A 15,705-nucleotide genomic window follows, 5' to 3' on the forward strand; every position below is an offset into this window, starting at 1 on the left:
GTGACTCCGACATCGCGGCGAGGGTTCGCCGCCAGAGGGGCCCGGCGTCACTGAAGGCTGCGCGTGCAGCCGTCAGGAACAAGGCTAGAGCGGGTGGCGTGGTCCGGCAAATCGCCGAACGTTACAGGCGGTTGCGGCCTAGTAGACCCAGACCTCGACGCGGCGGTTCTTCAGGCGCCCGTCGTCAGCGCTGTTGGCCGCCACCGGCATCTGCTCGCCGAGGCCGGTGATCTCGCGGAAGATCACGCCGCCCTTGGACAGGTCGCGGCGCACGGCCATGGCGCGCAGCTTGGACAGCAGGGCGGCGCGCTGCGGGTCGCTCTTGGCGTCGCCGAAGCCGACCAGTACCACCTTCTGGCGTAGCTTGTCGTTGGCCTTGAGGTAGTCCAGCAGTCGGGCGATGTCGCGTTGCGCCTTGTTGTCCAGCTCGGCGCTGCCTTCCTGGAAGCGGAAGTTGACCGACAGGCGCTGGGCCTCGTCAGCCAGCTTGCGGTAGTCCGCCGGCATCTGCGCCGAGGCCTCGACCTTAACCGCCTGCACGGTCTGGGGGATGAAGCCGGTCTTGGCCACGATGGCCTGGCCGGCCGGGCTGTGGGCGAACTGCACCAGCGACTGCACCCACTCGTTGGTGGTGCCGGGCGGGTTGTACAGGAACAGCCGGCGCGACAGCGGATAGTCCTCGGTGGCGATCAGCGTGGTGCTCGGCAGCATCGGCTGCGATTCACCGTCGGCTATCGCCAGCGGTTTGCTCTGCCGCACGTAGGGCAGGCCGATGAAGCCAATGCCGCCGGGATCCTGGCTGACGCCGTCGGACAGCTGGTCGCTGGACTCGAAGCGCTTGGCCGCGCCACCCAGGCTCTTGCCGTGGGCGGCCAGGACCAGCTCCTTGAAGGTATCGAAGGTGCCCGACTTGTCGTCGCGGGCGTAGAGCTGGATCGCCCCGGGGTTGCCACCCAATGCGCTCCAGTCCTTGATCTCGCCGGCGAACACGGCCGCCAGCTGTTCGGTGGTCAGGGCGCTGACCGGGTTGCCCGGATGGACGATGATGGCCAGGCCATCGATGGCGATCACCTGTTCGGCGTTGCCGCCGCGCATATCGCCCAGGGGTTGCAAAGCCGTGGCCTCGGCATCCTTGATCGGCCGCGAGGAGGCGGCCAGGTCGGCGCTGCCTTCCTGCAGGGCGACGAAGCCGGTGCCCGAACCGTGGGCCGCCACGTTCACCTGCAGGGTACGGCCCAGTTTGTCCTCGGCCAACACGCGCTGCTCGTTTTCCGCGCCTTTTTCGATGCGTACGTTGGCAAAGCCCTGGCTCTCGTACAGGCCGCTGACCAGTGCCGGGCCAAGCTTGGCGCCGATGGTGTTGGAGCCCTGGATGCGCATCAGGGTGGTGCCGTCGGCGGCGAAGACCGACCAGGGCAGGGCGTAGCAGATGAAGCCGAGGAACAGCCATGCGTAGACATGGCCGAGGTTGTGCCGATCACTGACTGGCAGGGCGCGCGACATGTAGCAGACACCTTCTAGGGGGCTGGGAAAGTGCGCGCAGAATAAGTCGGTTAAGTTGCAGTCAGGTTACAGTGCGCCGCTCTGGCATGCGGGCTAGGCATAAAAAAGGCCACCTTGCGGGTGGCCTGGTTCGGGCTCTGCGGATCAGCTCAGCTCCAGCCAGATCGGCGCGTGGTCCGAGGGCTTTTCCATGCCGCGCAGGTCGTAATCGATGCCACCATCCTTGAAGCGCGCCTGCAGGGCGGCGGTGGCCAGGATCACGTCGATGCGCAGGCCGCGCTTGGGTTCGTCCTCGAAGCCGCGGCTGCGGTAGTCGAACCAGCTGAAGCGATCATTCACCGCCGGGTTGAGGTGGCGGAAGCTGTCCGTCAGGCCCCAGCCCTTGAGGGTGGCCAGCCACTCGCGCTCTTCCGGCAGGAAGCTGCACTTGCCGGTCTTCAGCCAGCGCAGGCGATTGGGCTCGCCGATGCCGATGTCGATGTCTTCCGGGGAGATATTGATGTCGCCCATCACCACCAGCGCCTGGCTCGGGTCGAAGCGCTCCACCAGCAGTTGCTGCAGGTCGGTATAGAAGCGCTGCTTGGCCGGGAATTTCACCGGATGGTCGCGGCTCTCGCCCTGGGGGAAGTAGCCGTTCATCACCGTCACCGGGTTGCCGTGCTGGTCGGTGAAGGTGCCATAGATGAAGCGGCGCTGGGATTCCTCGCCATCGTTGGGGAAGCCCTTGTGCAGCTCCAGCGGCGCCTGGCGCGAGAGCAGGGCGACGCCGTAGTGGCCCTTCTGGCCGTGGTAGTGCACGTGGTAGCCGAGCTGGCGGATCTCCGCTTCGGGGAACTGGTCGTCGGAGACCTTGGTTTCCTGCAGGCCGATCACGTCCGGCTGGTGTTTCTCGATCAGCGCCTGCAGCTGGTGCGGGCGGGCGCGCAGGCCGTTGATATTGAAGGAAACGATCTTCATGGAGGGCTACCGGCAGGGAAAACCGCGATGCTAGCCCAGCTCCCGCGCGGCGGCCAGCGTCTGGCGAGGGTGGGGCGGCGGTGCTACCTTGGCTGGCGACCCGTCGGATGCATAACAACAAGAAACTCCCAACAAGAGGTCAGCCTGATGCCCCACCGTACCGCCGAAGTCCGCCTGCTCGATCATGGCTACAGCCGCGAGGCCCGCTCGTTGCTGTATCACGCCTACCGCCACGACCCGACCTTCGCCTACCTGTTCGAAAGTGAGCGCCCAGGCTTCGACCAGCGCGTGCGCGCCACGGTGCGCGAGCTGGTGCAGCAGCATTTCGCCGAAGATCTGCCGGCCATCGGCCTGCTCATCGAGGAACGCCTGGTGGGCATCGCGCTGATCGCGCCGCCGATCCGCCGGCTGGGCATCACCGAGAGCTGGGGCTGGCGCCTGCGCATGCTGATGACCACCGGCTTCCGCTGCACCAAGCGCTATCTGGAATACCACGATGCAGTGCTCGCCTGCCTGCCGCCGGGGCCGTACCACGTGCTGCCGCTGCTTGGCGTGCACCCGCAGTTCCAGGGGCAGAAGCTCGGCGAGCAACTGCTCGCTGCGCTGCATGAATGGTGCGCCGAGGATGCCGGCTCGCAAGGCGTGGTGCTGGATACCGGCAACCCCCACTACTTGGAGTTCTACAAGCGCCAGGGCTACGAAGAAATCGGCGAAGTCGCGGTCGGGCCGATCCGCGAGCATGTATTCTTCCACCCCAATCCGCAGCCCGCGCAGCAGGCTGCCGGCTGACACAGCGACCATTGCTGTGTCAGTACCGGGCGGTCACACTGGCGCCCGTCTCCCCGCTGGGCGCCGAGACCCCGGCACAACACAAAGAAGGAACTCGCAATGGCACAAGTAACCCTCAAGGGCAATCCGATCCAGGTCGAAGGCCAGCTGCCGCAGGCCGGCCAGCAGGCGCCGGCGTTCAAGCTGGTGGCCAAGGATCTGTCCGATGTCAGCCTCGCCAGCCTGGCCGGCAAGCGCAAGGTGCTGAACATCTTCCCGAGCGTGGACACCCCGACCTGCGCCACTTCGGTACGCAAGTTCAACGCCGAGGCCAGCAAGCTGGCGAATACCGTGGTGCTGTGCATCTCCGCCGACCTGCCGTTCGCCCAGGCGCGCTTCTGCGGTGCCGAAGGCCTGGAGAACGTGATCAACCTGTCCACCATGCGCGGCGCCGAGTTCCTCAAGGACTACGGCGTGGCCATCGCCAACGGCCCGCTGGCCGGCGTCTCCGCCCGCGCCGTGGTGGTGCTAGACGAGCAGGACAAGGTGCTGCACAGCGAGCTGGTCGGCGAGATCGCCGATGAGCCCAACTACGCCGCCGCGATCGCCGTCCTGAAGTAATTTCCGTGTGTCACACAACGGCCTGCCATCTGCAGGCCGTTGTCGTTTCTAAATTTCCAACTTCTTGTTACGTCTAAGAAGGGTAAAAAGGCGGTAAAGACCCTTTGCCTGGCTGCTGGGAGTACTTATCGTTCACCCTCCCCAGGATAGTGATCTCGCAAATGCCCGAATCCCGCCGTTTCCCCAGACTCTCTCGCCCCTGGCTGATCGCCCTGGCCGTACTGCTCGGCGTCGTGCTGGTGTGGTGGCTGCTGCCCGGCAAGCCGGAACAGAAGAAGGAGGGCAACAGCCCCTGGGAAGGCCCGGTGCCGGTGCGCCTGACCGAGGTTGGTAGCGGCGACTTCCATATTGAGCTCAAGGCCCTGGGCACCGTCACGGCGCTGAACACCGTCAATGTGCGCTCGCGGGTGGACGGCGAGCTGGTCAAGGTGTTCTTCGAGGAGGGTCAGTTGGTCAAGGCCGGCGACCTGCTGGCGCAGATCGACCCGCGCCCGTACCAGGTGGCGCTGCAACAGGCCGAAGGCACCCTGGCGCAGAACCAGGCGCAGCTGAAGAACGCCGAGATCGACCTGGCGCGCTACCAGGGCCTGTACGCCGAGGACAGCATTGCCAAGCAGACCCTGGATACCCAGCAGGCGCTGGTCGGCCAGTACAAAGGCACGGTGAAGAGCAACCAGGCCGCTGTGGCCGATGCCCGCCTCAACCTCGACTTCACTCGGATTCGCGCGCCGATCGCCGGCCGCCTCGGGCTGCGCCAGGTGGACCTCGGCAATCTGGTGCGCAGCAGCGACACCACGCCGCTGGTGGTGATCACCCAGGTCGAGCCGATCGCCGTCAACTTCACCCTGCCCGAGAAAGACCTGCCGCCAGTGCTGGCCAAGGTACGCAGCAACCAGAAGCTGCTGGTACAAGCCTGGGACCGTGGCGAGCAGCAGCTGCTGGCCGAGGGCGAGCTGCACAGCCTGGACAACCAGATCGACGTGGCTACCGGCACCGTCAAGCTCAAGGGCCGTTTCAGCAACGCCGGCGAGCAGCTGTTCCCCAACCAGTTCGTCAACGTGCGCCTGCGCGTGGAAACCCGCCAGCAGGCCACGCTGATCCCGTCCGCCGCCGTGCAGTTCGGTGCGCGCGGCACCTTCGTCTTCGTCCTCGGCGCCGATGACAAGGTGCAGCTGCGTGATATCAAGGTCGCTGCCAGCGACGGCGCCACCAGCCTGATCGATTCCGGCGTCAAGGTCGGCGAACGTCTGGTGCTGGAAGGCACCGACAAGCTCAAGGAAGGCAGCCAGGTGCAGGTGATCGGCAACGAGCCGGGCGCCCTGGCACAGCCGCAAGGCAAGGCCGCACAGAAGCAGGGCGCATGAACGTTTCACGTCTGTTCATCCTGCGTCCGGTCGCCACCACGCTGTTGATGGTGGCGATCTTCCTCACCGGCCTGATCGCCTACCGCCTGTTGCCGGTCTCCGCGCTGCCGGAGGTGGATTACCCGACCATCCGCGTGCTCACCCTTTATCCGGGCGCCAGCCCGCAGGTGATGACCAGAGCGGTGACTGCGCCGCTGGAGCGCCAGTTCGGCCAGATGCCGGGCCTGAAGCAGATGTCCTCGACCAGCTCGGGCGGCGCCTCGGTGATCACTTTGCGCTTCACCCTGGACGTCAACCTGGACGTGGCCGAGCAGGAAGTACAGGCGGCCATCAACGCCGCCACCAACCTGCTGCCCGACGACCTGCCGGCGCCGCCGGTGTACAACAAGGTCAACCCGGCGGATACCCCGGTGCTGACCCTGGCGATCCGCTCCAATACCTTGCCGCTGACCCAGGTGCACGACCTGATCGATACGCGCATGGCGCAGAAGATCGCCCAGATCAGTGGCGTCGGCCTGGTCAGCCTGGCCGGCGGCCAGCGCCCGGCAGTGCGCATCAAGGTCGATCCCGAGGCCCTGGCCAGCCATGGCCTGAACCTGGCCGACGTGCGCGAGCTGATCGCCGCGCAGAACGTCAATCAGCCCAAGGGCAACTTCGACGGCCCGACCCGCGTCTCCCAGCTGGACGCCAACGACCAGCTCAAGTCCGCCGATGAATACCAGGACCTGATCCTCAAGTACGAGAACGGCGCGGCACTGCGGCTGCGCGACGTGGCCAAGGTGGTGGACGGCGCGGAGAACGACCGCCTGGCCGCCTGGGCCGACCGCAATGAGACCGTGCTGCTGACCATCCAGCGCCAGCCGGGTGCCAACGTTATCGAGGTGGTGGATCGCATCCAGCGCCTGCTGCCGCAGATCACCGCATCGCTGCCGGCCAGCCTGGAAGTGCAGGTGCTCACCGACCGTACCCAGACCATCCGCGCAGCGGTCAAGGACGTGCAGTTCGAGCTGGTGCTGGCCATCGGCCTAGTGGTGCTGGTGACCTTCCTGTTCCTGCGCAAGGTTTCGGCCACCATCATCCCGTCCATCGCCGTGCCGCTGTCGCTGATCGGCACCTTCGGCGTGATGTACCTGGCCGGATTCTCGATCAACAACTTGACGCTGATGGCTCTGACCATCGCCACCGGCTTCGTGGTGGACGATGCCATCGTCATGCTGGAGAACATCGCCCGCCATCTGGAAGAGGGCGAGACACCGTTCAACGCCGCGCTCAAGGGCGCCAAACAGATTGGCTTCACCCTGATCTCGCTGACCTTCTCGCTGATCGCCGTACTGATTCCGCTGCTGTTCATGGCGGATGTAGTAGGGCGGCTGTTCCGCGAATTCGCCATCACCCTGGCGGTGGCCATCCTGATTTCCCTGGTGGTGTCGCTGACCCTGACGCCGATGATGTGCGCGCGCCTGCTCAAGGCGGAGAAGGAAGAGAAGCAGGGGCGTTTTTACCGCTCGGCGGGTGCCTTTATCGATGGTCTGATCGCGCGCTATGCCGTGGGCCTGACGTGGACCCTGCGCCATCAGGGCCTGACCCTGCTGGTGGCCATCGGCACCCTGGCACTTACCGTGGTGCTGTACCTGGCCGTGCCCAAGGGCTTCTTCCCGGTGCAGGACACCGGGGTGATACAGGGTATCTCCGAGGCACCGCAGTCGATCTCCTTCAAGGCAATGAGCGAGCGCCAGCAGCGCCTGGCCAGCGTGATACTGCAGGACCCGGATGTATCGAGCCTGTCGTCCTACATTGGCGTCGACGGCGACAACCCGACCCTCAACAGCGGTCGCCTGCTGATCAATCTCAAGCCGCACCGCGAGCGTGACGCCACCGCCAGCGAGGTGATCGAGCGCCTGCGCCCCGAGCTGGCCAAGGTGCCGGGCATCGCCCTGTACCTGCAGCCGGTGCAGGACCTGACCATCGAGGACCGGGTCAGCCGTACCCAGTTCCAGTTCAGCCTGGAGTCGCCTGATGGCAAGCTGCTGGATGAGTGGACGCCCAGGCTGACCGCCGCCCTGAGCGAGCAGCCGCAGCTGCGCGACATCGCCAGCGACCTGCAGAACCAGGGCCTGCAGGTGTTCCTCAATATCGACCGCGACGCCGCTTCGCGCCTGGGCGTGAGCGTCGGCAACATCGACGATGCGCTGTACGACGCCTTCGGCCAGCGGCAGATCTCCACCATCTTCACCCAGGCCAGCCAGTATCGCGTGGTGCTGGAGAGCATGGGCGCCGGCGAGCTGGGCCCGCAGGCACTGCAACGCATCCATGTGGCCACCGCCAGCGGCGGACAGGTGCCGCTGGCCTCGCTGGCGCGGGTCGAGGAGCGTTCGGCCAGCCTGCTGGTCAACCATATCGGCCAGTTCCCGGCTGTCACCGTGTCCTTCAACCTGGCGCCGGGTGTGTCGCTGGGCGAGGCGGTCGAGGTGATCGAGCGGGTGGAGCAGGAGATCGGCCTGCCGGCCGGCATCCAGACCCAGTTCCAGGGCGCCTCGGAGGCGTTCCGCGCCTCGCTGTCGAGCACGCTGCTGCTGATCCTGGCGGCCATCGTCACCATGTACATCGTGCTCGGCGTGCTTTACGAGAGCTACATCCACCCGATCACCATCCTCTCGACGCTGCCGTCGGCGGGTGTCGGCGCGCTGCTGGCGCTGCTGCTGACCGGAAACGACCTGGGCCTGATCGCCATCATCGGCATCATCCTGCTGATCGGCATCGTCAAGAAGAACGCGATCATGATGATCGACTTCGCCCTGGAGGCCGAACGCAACCAGGGCATGGCGCCCCAGGATGCGATCTACCAGGCCGCGCTGCTGCGCTTCCGGCCGATCCTGATGACCACCCTGGCCGCGCTGTTCGGCGCCATCCCGCTGATGCTGGCCTCGGGCTCCGGCGCCGAGCTGCGCCAGCCGCTGGGCCTGGTGATGGTCGGCGGCCTGCTGCTCAGCCAGGTGCTGACCCTGTTCACCACCCCGGTGATCTACCTGGCGTTCGACCGCATGTCGCGGCGTCTGCTCGGCCGTAGCGCCTCGGGAGTGGCGCTGGCGCCATGAACCTTTCAGCGCCCTTTATCCGCCGGCCGGTAGCGACGCTGCTGCTGAGCCTGGCGATCATCCTCGCCGGGCTGGTCAGCTTCCGCCTGTTGTCGGTGGCGCCGCTGCCGAACATGGATTTCCCGGCCATCGTCATCAGCGCCACTCTGCCGGGCGCAAGCCCGCAGACCATGGCCTCCAGCGTCGCCACGCCGCTGGAGCGGGCGCTGGGCAGCATCGCCGGCATCAGCGAGATGACCAGCCGCAGCGCCCAGGGCAACACGCGGATCATCATCCTGTTCGAGATCGGGCGGAACGTGGACGCCGCCGCCCGCGAGGTACAGGCGGCGATCAACGCCTCGCGCAACCTGCTGCCCAGCGGTATGCGCAGCATGCCGACCTACGAGAAGTTCAACCCGTCGCAGGCGCCGATCATGGTGCTGTCGCTGACCTCGCCGCAGCTGGACAAGAGCCAGCTGTACGACCTGGCCTCCACCGTGATCGCGCAGAAGCTGTCGCAGGTGCAGGGTGTGGGCAAGATCGAGATCGGCGGCAGTTCGCTGCCGGCCGTGCGCGTGCAGCTGGAGCCGCGCCTGCTCGACCAGTACGGCGTGGCGCTGGACGAGGTGCGCACCGCCATCGCCGAGGCCAACCGCGACCGGCCCAAGGGCGACCTGGCCGATGCCGACCGCCACTGGCAGATCCAGGCCAACGACCAGCTGCACAAGGCGGCCGAGTACCAGAGCCTGATCATCCGCTACCAGAATAACGCCCCGGTACGCCTGAGCGACGTGGCCAAGGTCGGCGACTCGGTGGAGAACCGCTACAACTCCGGCTTCTACAACGACGAGAAGGCCGTGCTGCTGGTGGTCAACCGCCAGCCGGGGGCCAACATCATCGAGACCATCGAGGACATCCGCGCCGAGCTGCCGGCCCTGGAGGCGGTGATGCCGGCGAGCGCCACGCTTGCAGTGGCGATGGACCGCTCGCCGGTGATCCGCGCCAGCCTGCACGAGGCCGAGCGCACGTTGCTGATCGCCGTGGGCCTGGTGATCCTGGTGGTGTTCCTGTTTCTCGGCCGCTGGCGCGCCTCGCTGATCCCGGCGCTGGCGGTGCCGGTGTCGCTGGTCGGTACCTTCGCGGTGATGTACCTGCTGGACTTCTCGCTGAACAATCTGTCGCTGATGGCGCTGATCATCTGCACCGGCCTGGTGGTGGACGACGCCATCGTCGTGCTGGAGAACATCTCGCGGCATATCGAGGCCGGCGAGAAGCCCATGGCCGCGGCCTTCAAGGGCGCGGAGGAGGTGGGCTTCACCCTGCTGTCAATGAACCTGTCGCTGGTGGCGGTGTTCCTCTCCATCCTGTTCATGGGCGGCATCGTCGGCAGCCTGTTCGGCGAGTTCGCCGTGACCCTGACGGCGGCCATCCTCATCTCCCTGGCCGTGTCCCTGACCCTCACGCCGATGCTCTGCGCCCGTTGGCTCAGGGCCGAGGAAGAGGAGCACGAACCGAGCCGCCTGCAGCAGTTCGGTGCACGGGTGCAGGAGCGCGTGCTGGCCTTCTACGGGCGCAGCCTGGAGTGGGCCCTGGCGCATTCGCGGCTGACCCTGTTCATCCTGCTGCTGACCATCTTCGGCAATTTCTACCTGTTCGCCACGGTGCCGAAGAACCTGATGCCCGAGCAGGACACCGGCCAGCTGATCGGCTTCGTGCGCGGAGACGACGGCCTGTCGTTCCAGGTCATGCAGCCGAAGATGGACGCCTTCCGCGACGGCCTGCTCAAGGACCCGGCGATCCACAGCGTGGCCGGCTTCATTGGCGGCGAGAGCGGCATCAACAACGCCTTCCTGGTGGTGCGCCTGAAGCCCATCGCCGAGCGCGACATCTCCGCACGCGAGGTCATGGACCGCCTGCGCGACGAGCTGCCCAAGGTGCCCGGCGCGCGGCTGATGCTGATGTCCGACCAGGATCTGCAGTTCGGCGGCCGCCAGGGGCGCAGTTCGGAAAACGAATACGTGTTGCTGGCCAGCGAACTAGAACTGCTCAATCAGTGGATGCCCAAGGTACGCGATGCGTTGGCGGCCTTGCCCGAGCTGACCGATATCGACGCCAACGAAGGCGAGGGCGCCCAGCAGATCAACCTGGTGGTGGACCGCGCCACGGCCCAGCGCCTGGGCGTGGACATGGCGATGATCACCAGCGTGCTGAACAATGCTTTCAGCCAGCGGCAGATCTCCACCATCTACGAGACGCTCAACCAGTACAGCGTGGTGATGGAGATCGATCCGAAATACGCCCAGTACCCGGAAGCACTGGACCAGATCCAGGTGATCGCCGCCGATGGCCAGCGCGTGCCGCTGTCCGGCTTCGCCCGCTGGGAGCGCAGCCTGGAGGAGGACCGGGTCAACCACCAGGGCCAGTTCGCCGCCGAAAGCATCGGTTACAGCCTGGCGCCGGACGTGAGCCAGGACCAGGCCAACGCGGCGATCCGCCAGGCCGTGGCCGAGCTCAATTTGCCGACCGAAGTGCAGGGCGTGCTTGGCGGCACCGGTGGGCAGTTCGAGAAGGAGGCCCAGGGTCAGCCGGTGATGATCCTCATCGCCCTGCTGGTGGTGTACATCGTCCTCGGCATCCTCTACGAGAGTTACATCCACCCGCTGACCATCCTCTCCACGCTGCCCTCGGCCGGGGTCGGCGCGCTGGCAGCGATCCTACTGACCGGCAGCGAGTTCAGCATGGTCTCGCTGCTCGGCCTGTTCCTGCTGATCGGCGTGGTGAAGAAGAACGCCATCCTGATGATCGACCTGGCCCTGGAGCTGGAGCGCAACGAGCACCTGAGCCCGCAGGAGTCGATCCGTCGCGCCTGCCTGCTGCGCTTCCGGCCGATCATGATGACCACCCTGGCCGCCATGCTCGGTGCGCTGCCGCTGCTGCTCGGCCAGGCCGAGGGAGCGGAGATGCGCCAGCCGTTGGGCCTGGCCATCGTCGGCGGGCTGATCCTCAGCCAGTTGCTCACCCTCTACACCACCCCGGTGGTCTACCTGTACCTCGACCGTCTGCGCCATCGGGTCAACCGCTGGCGTGGCGTGCGCACTGACGCCGCCCTGGAAACTCCGCTATGAAGTCCACATTGCCCTGCATTTCCCTCCTGCTCGCTGCTCTGGCCATGGCTGGTTGTGCCGTCGGCCCGGATTATCTGCGCCCGGATAGCGCGCCCTCGGCCGAGTTCAAGCAGGCCGCCGGCTGGAAATCCGCCGCGCCGGCCGACACTGAGCTGCGTGGCGACTGGTGGAAGCTGTACGGCGACGCCGAGCTGGACGGCCTGATCGAGCGGCTCAATGCCAATAACCAGAACCTCGCCAGCGCCGAGGCTCAGTATCGCCAGGCACAGGCCCTGGTGCGTGGCGCGCGTGCCGGCTTCTTCCCGACAGTCGGCCTGAACACCGGCGTGACCCGCGCCGGCCAGGGTGGCGGCGACAGCACCATCGGCACCAGCGGCGGGGTCAGCGTCAGTGGTGCCAATGCTTCCACCGTCTCGAAGACCTATGAGGCCAGCCTCGGCGTGAGCTGGGAGCTGGACCTGTGGGGCAAGCTGCGCCGCCAGCTGGAATCGGAGAACGCCGGCCTCGCCGCCAGCGAGGCCGACCTGGCCGCCGTACGCCTCAGCCAGCAGTCGGAACTGGTGCAGAACTACCTGCAACTGCGGGTGCTGGACCAGCAGCAGCGCCTGCTGAACGAGACCGTCGCCGCCTACAAGCAGGCCTTCCGCATCGCCGAGAACCAGTACAAGGCCGGTATCGTGCCCAAATCCGACGTGACCCAGGCGCTGACCCAGCTCAAGGGCACCGAGGCCGAGGCGGTGGACCTGGAGTACCAGCGCGCCCAGCTGGAGCACGCCATTGCCGTGCTGATCGGTGTGGCGCCGTCCGAGTTCGAACTGGCGGTGCGTGAGGATGTGCCGGCGCTGCCGAGCGTGCCGGTGAGCCTGCCTTCGACCCTGCTGGAGCGCCGCCCTGACGTGGCCGCCGCCGAGCGCCGGGTGATGGCCGCCAACGCCGAGATCGGCGTGGCCGAGGCTGCCTACTATCCGGAGCTGAGCCTGTCCGCCACCGGCGGCTACCGCAGCGGCGGCCTGGACAACTGGATCAGCTCGCCCAATCGCTTCTGGTCCATCGGCCCGGCCTTCGCCCTCAACCTGTTCGATGGCGGCCTGATCCGCTCCCGCGTCGAGCAGGCCGAGGCCAGCTACGACCAGACCGTGGCCGATTACCGGCAGACGGTGCTGGGCAGCTTCCGCGAAGTGGAGGATTACCTGGTGCAGCTGGCCGTGCTGGAGCGCGAGGCCGTGGTGCAGCAGGAGGCGCTGGACGCCGCCCGCGAATCGCTGCGGCTGATACTCAACCAGTACCGCGCCGGTACCGTCGAGTTCACCGACGTGGTCACGGTGCAGACCACTGCGCTGTCCAACGAGCGCACCCGCCTGACTCTGCAGGGCAGCCGCCTGACCGCCAGCGTTCAGCTGGTGGCGGCGCTGGGTGGCGGCTGGCAGGGACTGCCGGTAGAAGAGTAGGGAGCTTGTGGGAGCGGCCTTGGCCGCGATATGAGCCGGCCAACAGCCATCGCGGCCAATCTGAGTGCCGCCCAGATGCGCCCGCAGCGCTCTAGGGCTGGATTGTCGCCTCGATGCGCACGATCTTCGGCTCGCCGTCGATCAGGCGCAGACTGACGGTTTCCTGCATGCCGGTGCTCATCTCGTGGCCCTGCATGCTCAGGGTTTCCTTGGTGGTGTCCTTGACCGTGGCGCTCTGGCCGTCCTGGGCGATCTCGATCGACTCGATAACCACTTCCATGCGGTAGCTGTCCAGGCCGGACCAGCCCTGCTTGAGCAGCTGGCGGTACTTGTCCGCGTCGAGCTCGATGCTGCCCTTGGCGGCGGTGATGTGGATGCGCACGTCCTCGCTCATGTGCGACAGGGTGGCGTCGATATCGCGCTTCGAAGCGTCGGCCGCTATCTGGTCGTACAGGTTGCGGATGCTGTTTTCGGTCAGCGCCGGATCGGCGTGGACCAGCGGGGCGAACAGGCAGAGTAGGGACAGCACGAGCTTTTTCATCGACCTTCCTTGTGGTGCACGGATATGGATGGCCGATGCTAGCGGCATCGCGCCGGCAAAAGGAACCCCGCCGTTGCAAGCTGTGGATCAGTCCCGGTCCGGCGCGCCCAGCGGGAAGAACGTCCGGTACGGCCGCGCCTCATCCACGGCGCGGGCGAAGGACGGTCGCTGTAGCAGGCGCTGACGATAGGCACGTACCGCGGGGAAGGCCGGGCCGATCGGCTGGGTCCAGTCGGCATAGAACAGGAAGGGCGCCGCCGCGCAATCGGCCAGGCTGAAGACTTCGCCGGCCGCCCAGGTGCGGCCCTGCAGGCGCTGCTCCAGCCAGGCGTAGGCGGTGTCCAGCATGCGCCGTGCTTCGGTCACGCCATAGGCATCGCGATCATCCGGTGCGCGCAGGGCATCGAACACACACTTCTGCTGCGGGGTGGAGATGTAGTTGTCGAACACCCGGTCCATGAAACGTATTTCCAGCGCTTGCTGGGGATCGTCCGGAATCAGCCGCACCGGCCCCGGATGGTTCAGCTGCAGGTGCTCGATGATGATGCTCGACTCCGCCACCATCTGGCCTGCATCGACCAGCAGCGGGAAACGGCGCATGGGCCACAGCTCGGCCAGCCGCTGAATATGCTGCGGCTGCTCCGGCGCCAGCAGGCGGTACTCGAAGGCAATGTCGTTCTCATAAAGGGCGATCAGCACCTTCTGACAGTAGGAGGAGAAGGGGTGGGCGTAGAGTTCCAGGGCCATGCGGTGAGTCTCCATCGAGGTGGGTTAGTCCTGGTCGAACGGCGAGCGCCTCAATCGACAGGCTGCCGGTCTTCCTGCGCGGTCTCTTCCGCCAACCAGTTGAGTAATGCCTTGATCGCCGGCTGGCGCTCGCGACCCGGCACGCACAGCGCCAGGTAGCGCGCGCCGGGCAGGCTGATATCGGCACGGTAGGGCCGGAGCAGGCCGCTGGCCAGGCTGTCGGAGACCAGCACCGAGCTGGCCAGCACCAGGCCCTGGCCGGCGATGGCCGCCTGCAGGGCGTAGTGTTCGTCGGGATAGTCGCGGCGCATGGCGCCGGCAACCCAGGGCTCGTTGGCCTCGGCTGCCCAGGTTTCCCAGGCCGGCAGGCCGGACAGTGGCGCCTCCCAGCCCACGCCGATCAGTTCCGGCCGCTGCGCTGGCAGGCGCTCCAGCAACTGCGGCGCGGCATAGGCAGCGAAGCGCTCCTCCATCAGCGCTTGCTGGAACAGTTGCGGGTAATCACCCAGGCCGCAGCGGATGGCCAAGTCGATGCTGGCGTCACGCTGCAGGTCGACCAGCTCGTTGCTGGTCTCGATGCGTACGCGGATGCCCGGATGGCGCCGATAAAAGCGGCCGAGGCGGGGAATCAGCCAGAGCGCGGCGAAGGCCGGCATGGTGCTCAGGCTCAGGCTGTGCTCGCCGGCCTGGGGGCGCAGTGCTTCCAGGCTGCGGTCGATCTCCAGCAGGGCGCCGTGCAGACTACGCCGCAAGCGCTCGCCGGCCTCGGTCAGGCGTACGCCGCGGCCCAGGCGTTCGAACAGCAGACTGCCGAGCCATTGCTCCAGGCCACGGATCTGATGCGACACGGCGGTGGGCGTGACATTCAGCTCCAGCGCCGCGGCGCGAAAGCTGGCCAGGCGCGCGGCGGATTCGAAGGTGCGCAGGGCGTTGAGAGGCAGGCGGGCGAACATGGGCGGCTCGTCGATAGGTGAGTTGTATTCATCCTGGCAAACTATAGGTCATTTGTTCCGTTGGCCGCACCTCCATAGATTCATGGCCACGACGTGCCGCCCATGGCACGGCAAAGGGTGAGGTGAACTATGCAAGGCGCAAAACGCAAGGTGGTCCAGGCGCTGCTCTACGAGCTAATCGGCGCGTTGTTCGTGTCGCCGGTGATTGCCTACGCCTTCGACGAGAGCATGGTCTACTCCGGCACCCTGGCCATGCTGCTGTCCCTGGTGGCGCTGAGCTGGAACATGCTGTTCAACGGCCTGTTCGAGTACTGGGAGGCCAGGCAGAAGCGGCGTACTCGCACCCTGGGGCGGCGTCTGCTGCATTCGCTGGGTTTCGAGGGCGGCCTGGCGCTGATGCTGGTGCCGCTGATGGCCTGGTGGCTGGATATTTCCTGGCTGCAGGCGCTGGTGGCCGATCTGGGGCTGCTGCTGTTTTTCTTCTTCTATGCCTTCGCGTTCCAGTGGGCCTTCGATCTGCTGTTCGGCGTGCCCACTTCCGCGGTCGAGGTTTGCCAGGGATGAGCTGACCGCGTGCTCCAAATGGCTGCCGGCAAGCTGTCGG

At 66.5% G+C, this 15,705-nt stretch carries 12 protein-coding genes; 7 read left to right on the forward strand and 5 right to left on the reverse strand.

Annotation, left to right across the window (positions count from 1 at the left end; genetic code table 11):
* Positions 1–138: 138 nt before the first annotated feature.
* Both IB232_RS08890 and xthA read right to left on the reverse strand, forming a co-directional pair.
* Positions 139–1,503, reverse strand: a complete 1,365-nt coding sequence (locus IB232_RS08890) for a substrate-binding domain-containing protein (protein WP_192398152.1) — start codon at positions 1,501–1,503, stop codon at positions 139–141.
* Between the two features lie 144 nt (positions 1,504–1,647).
* Complete coding sequence (xthA, locus tag IB232_RS08895; protein ID WP_192398153.1) at positions 1,648–2,460, reverse strand: exodeoxyribonuclease III; 813 nt, start codon at positions 2,458–2,460, stop codon at positions 1,648–1,650.
* A gap of 147 nt (positions 2,461–2,607) precedes the next feature.
* On the opposite strand from xthA, the gene IB232_RS08900 reads away from it, so the two are divergent.
* The 6 genes from IB232_RS08900 to IB232_RS08925 all read left to right on the forward strand — a co-directional run bounded on the left by IB232_RS08900 (position 2,608) and on the right by IB232_RS08925 (position 12,860).
* Entirely contained in the window at positions 2,608–3,249 is a 642-nt protein-coding gene (locus tag IB232_RS08900; protein ID WP_192398154.1) for a GNAT family N-acetyltransferase, read from the forward strand.
* Positions 3,250–3,348: 99 nt separating this feature from the next.
* The gene (gene tpx, locus IB232_RS08905) at positions 3,349–3,849 is read left to right on the forward strand and encodes a thiol peroxidase (RefSeq protein ID WP_192398155.1); all 501 of its coding nucleotides are present in this window, start codon (positions 3,349–3,351) and stop codon (positions 3,847–3,849) included.
* A 161-nt stretch (positions 3,850–4,010) separates the two neighbouring features.
* Positions 4,011–5,213: an MdtA/MuxA family multidrug efflux RND transporter periplasmic adaptor subunit gene (locus IB232_RS08910; protein ID WP_192398156.1), complete on the forward strand. Its 1,203-nt coding sequence runs from the start codon at positions 4,011–4,013 to the stop codon at positions 5,211–5,213.
* The gene (locus IB232_RS08915; RefSeq protein WP_192398157.1) at positions 5,210–8,308 is read left to right on the forward strand and encodes an MdtB/MuxB family multidrug efflux RND transporter permease subunit; all 3,099 of its coding nucleotides are present in this window, start codon (positions 5,210–5,212) and stop codon (positions 8,306–8,308) included. Before IB232_RS08910 ends, IB232_RS08915 begins: the two co-directional genes overlap by 4 nt.
* Positions 8,305–11,412 carry an efflux RND transporter permease subunit gene (locus IB232_RS08920; protein WP_192398158.1) on the forward strand — a complete coding sequence of 1,036 codons (3,108 nt, stop codon included), beginning with the start codon at positions 8,305–8,307 and terminating at the stop codon, positions 11,410–11,412. The genes IB232_RS08915 and IB232_RS08920 overlap by 4 nt, the downstream gene beginning before the upstream one ends.
* The gene (locus IB232_RS08925) at positions 11,409–12,860 is read left to right on the forward strand and encodes an efflux transporter outer membrane subunit (RefSeq protein ID WP_192398159.1); all 1,452 of its coding nucleotides are present in this window, start codon (positions 11,409–11,411) and stop codon (positions 12,858–12,860) included. The genes IB232_RS08920 and IB232_RS08925 overlap by 4 nt, the downstream gene beginning before the upstream one ends.
* A gap of 91 nt (positions 12,861–12,951) precedes the next feature.
* Here IB232_RS08925 and IB232_RS08930 read toward each other — a convergent pair whose 3' ends face one another.
* The 3 genes from IB232_RS08930 to IB232_RS08940 form a co-directional block, all read right to left on the reverse strand.
* Positions 12,952–13,401, reverse strand: coding sequence for a nuclear transport factor 2 family protein (locus tag IB232_RS08930; protein WP_192398160.1), 450 nt, complete (start codon positions 13,399–13,401; stop codon positions 12,952–12,954).
* An 87-nt stretch (positions 13,402–13,488) separates the two neighbouring features.
* Positions 13,489–14,148 carry a glutathione S-transferase family protein gene (locus tag IB232_RS08935; protein WP_192398161.1) on the reverse strand — a complete coding sequence of 220 codons (660 nt, stop codon included), beginning with the start codon at positions 14,146–14,148 and terminating at the stop codon, positions 13,489–13,491.
* Between the two features lie 50 nt (positions 14,149–14,198).
* Positions 14,199–15,101: a LysR substrate-binding domain-containing protein gene (locus IB232_RS08940; protein ID WP_192398162.1), complete on the reverse strand. Its 903-nt coding sequence runs from the start codon at positions 15,099–15,101 to the stop codon at positions 14,199–14,201.
* A 129-nt stretch (positions 15,102–15,230) separates the two neighbouring features.
* Between IB232_RS08940 and IB232_RS08945 the strand changes: the two genes are divergently transcribed.
* Positions 15,231–15,665 carry a PACE efflux transporter gene (locus tag IB232_RS08945; RefSeq protein WP_192398163.1) on the forward strand — a complete coding sequence of 145 codons (435 nt, stop codon included), beginning with the start codon at positions 15,231–15,233 and terminating at the stop codon, positions 15,663–15,665.
* Positions 15,666–15,705: the final 40 nt, after the last annotated feature.

Source organism: Pseudomonas sp. PDM15 (genome assembly GCF_014851565.1).
Lineage (GTDB): Bacteria > Pseudomonadota > Gammaproteobacteria > Pseudomonadales > Pseudomonadaceae > Aquipseudomonas.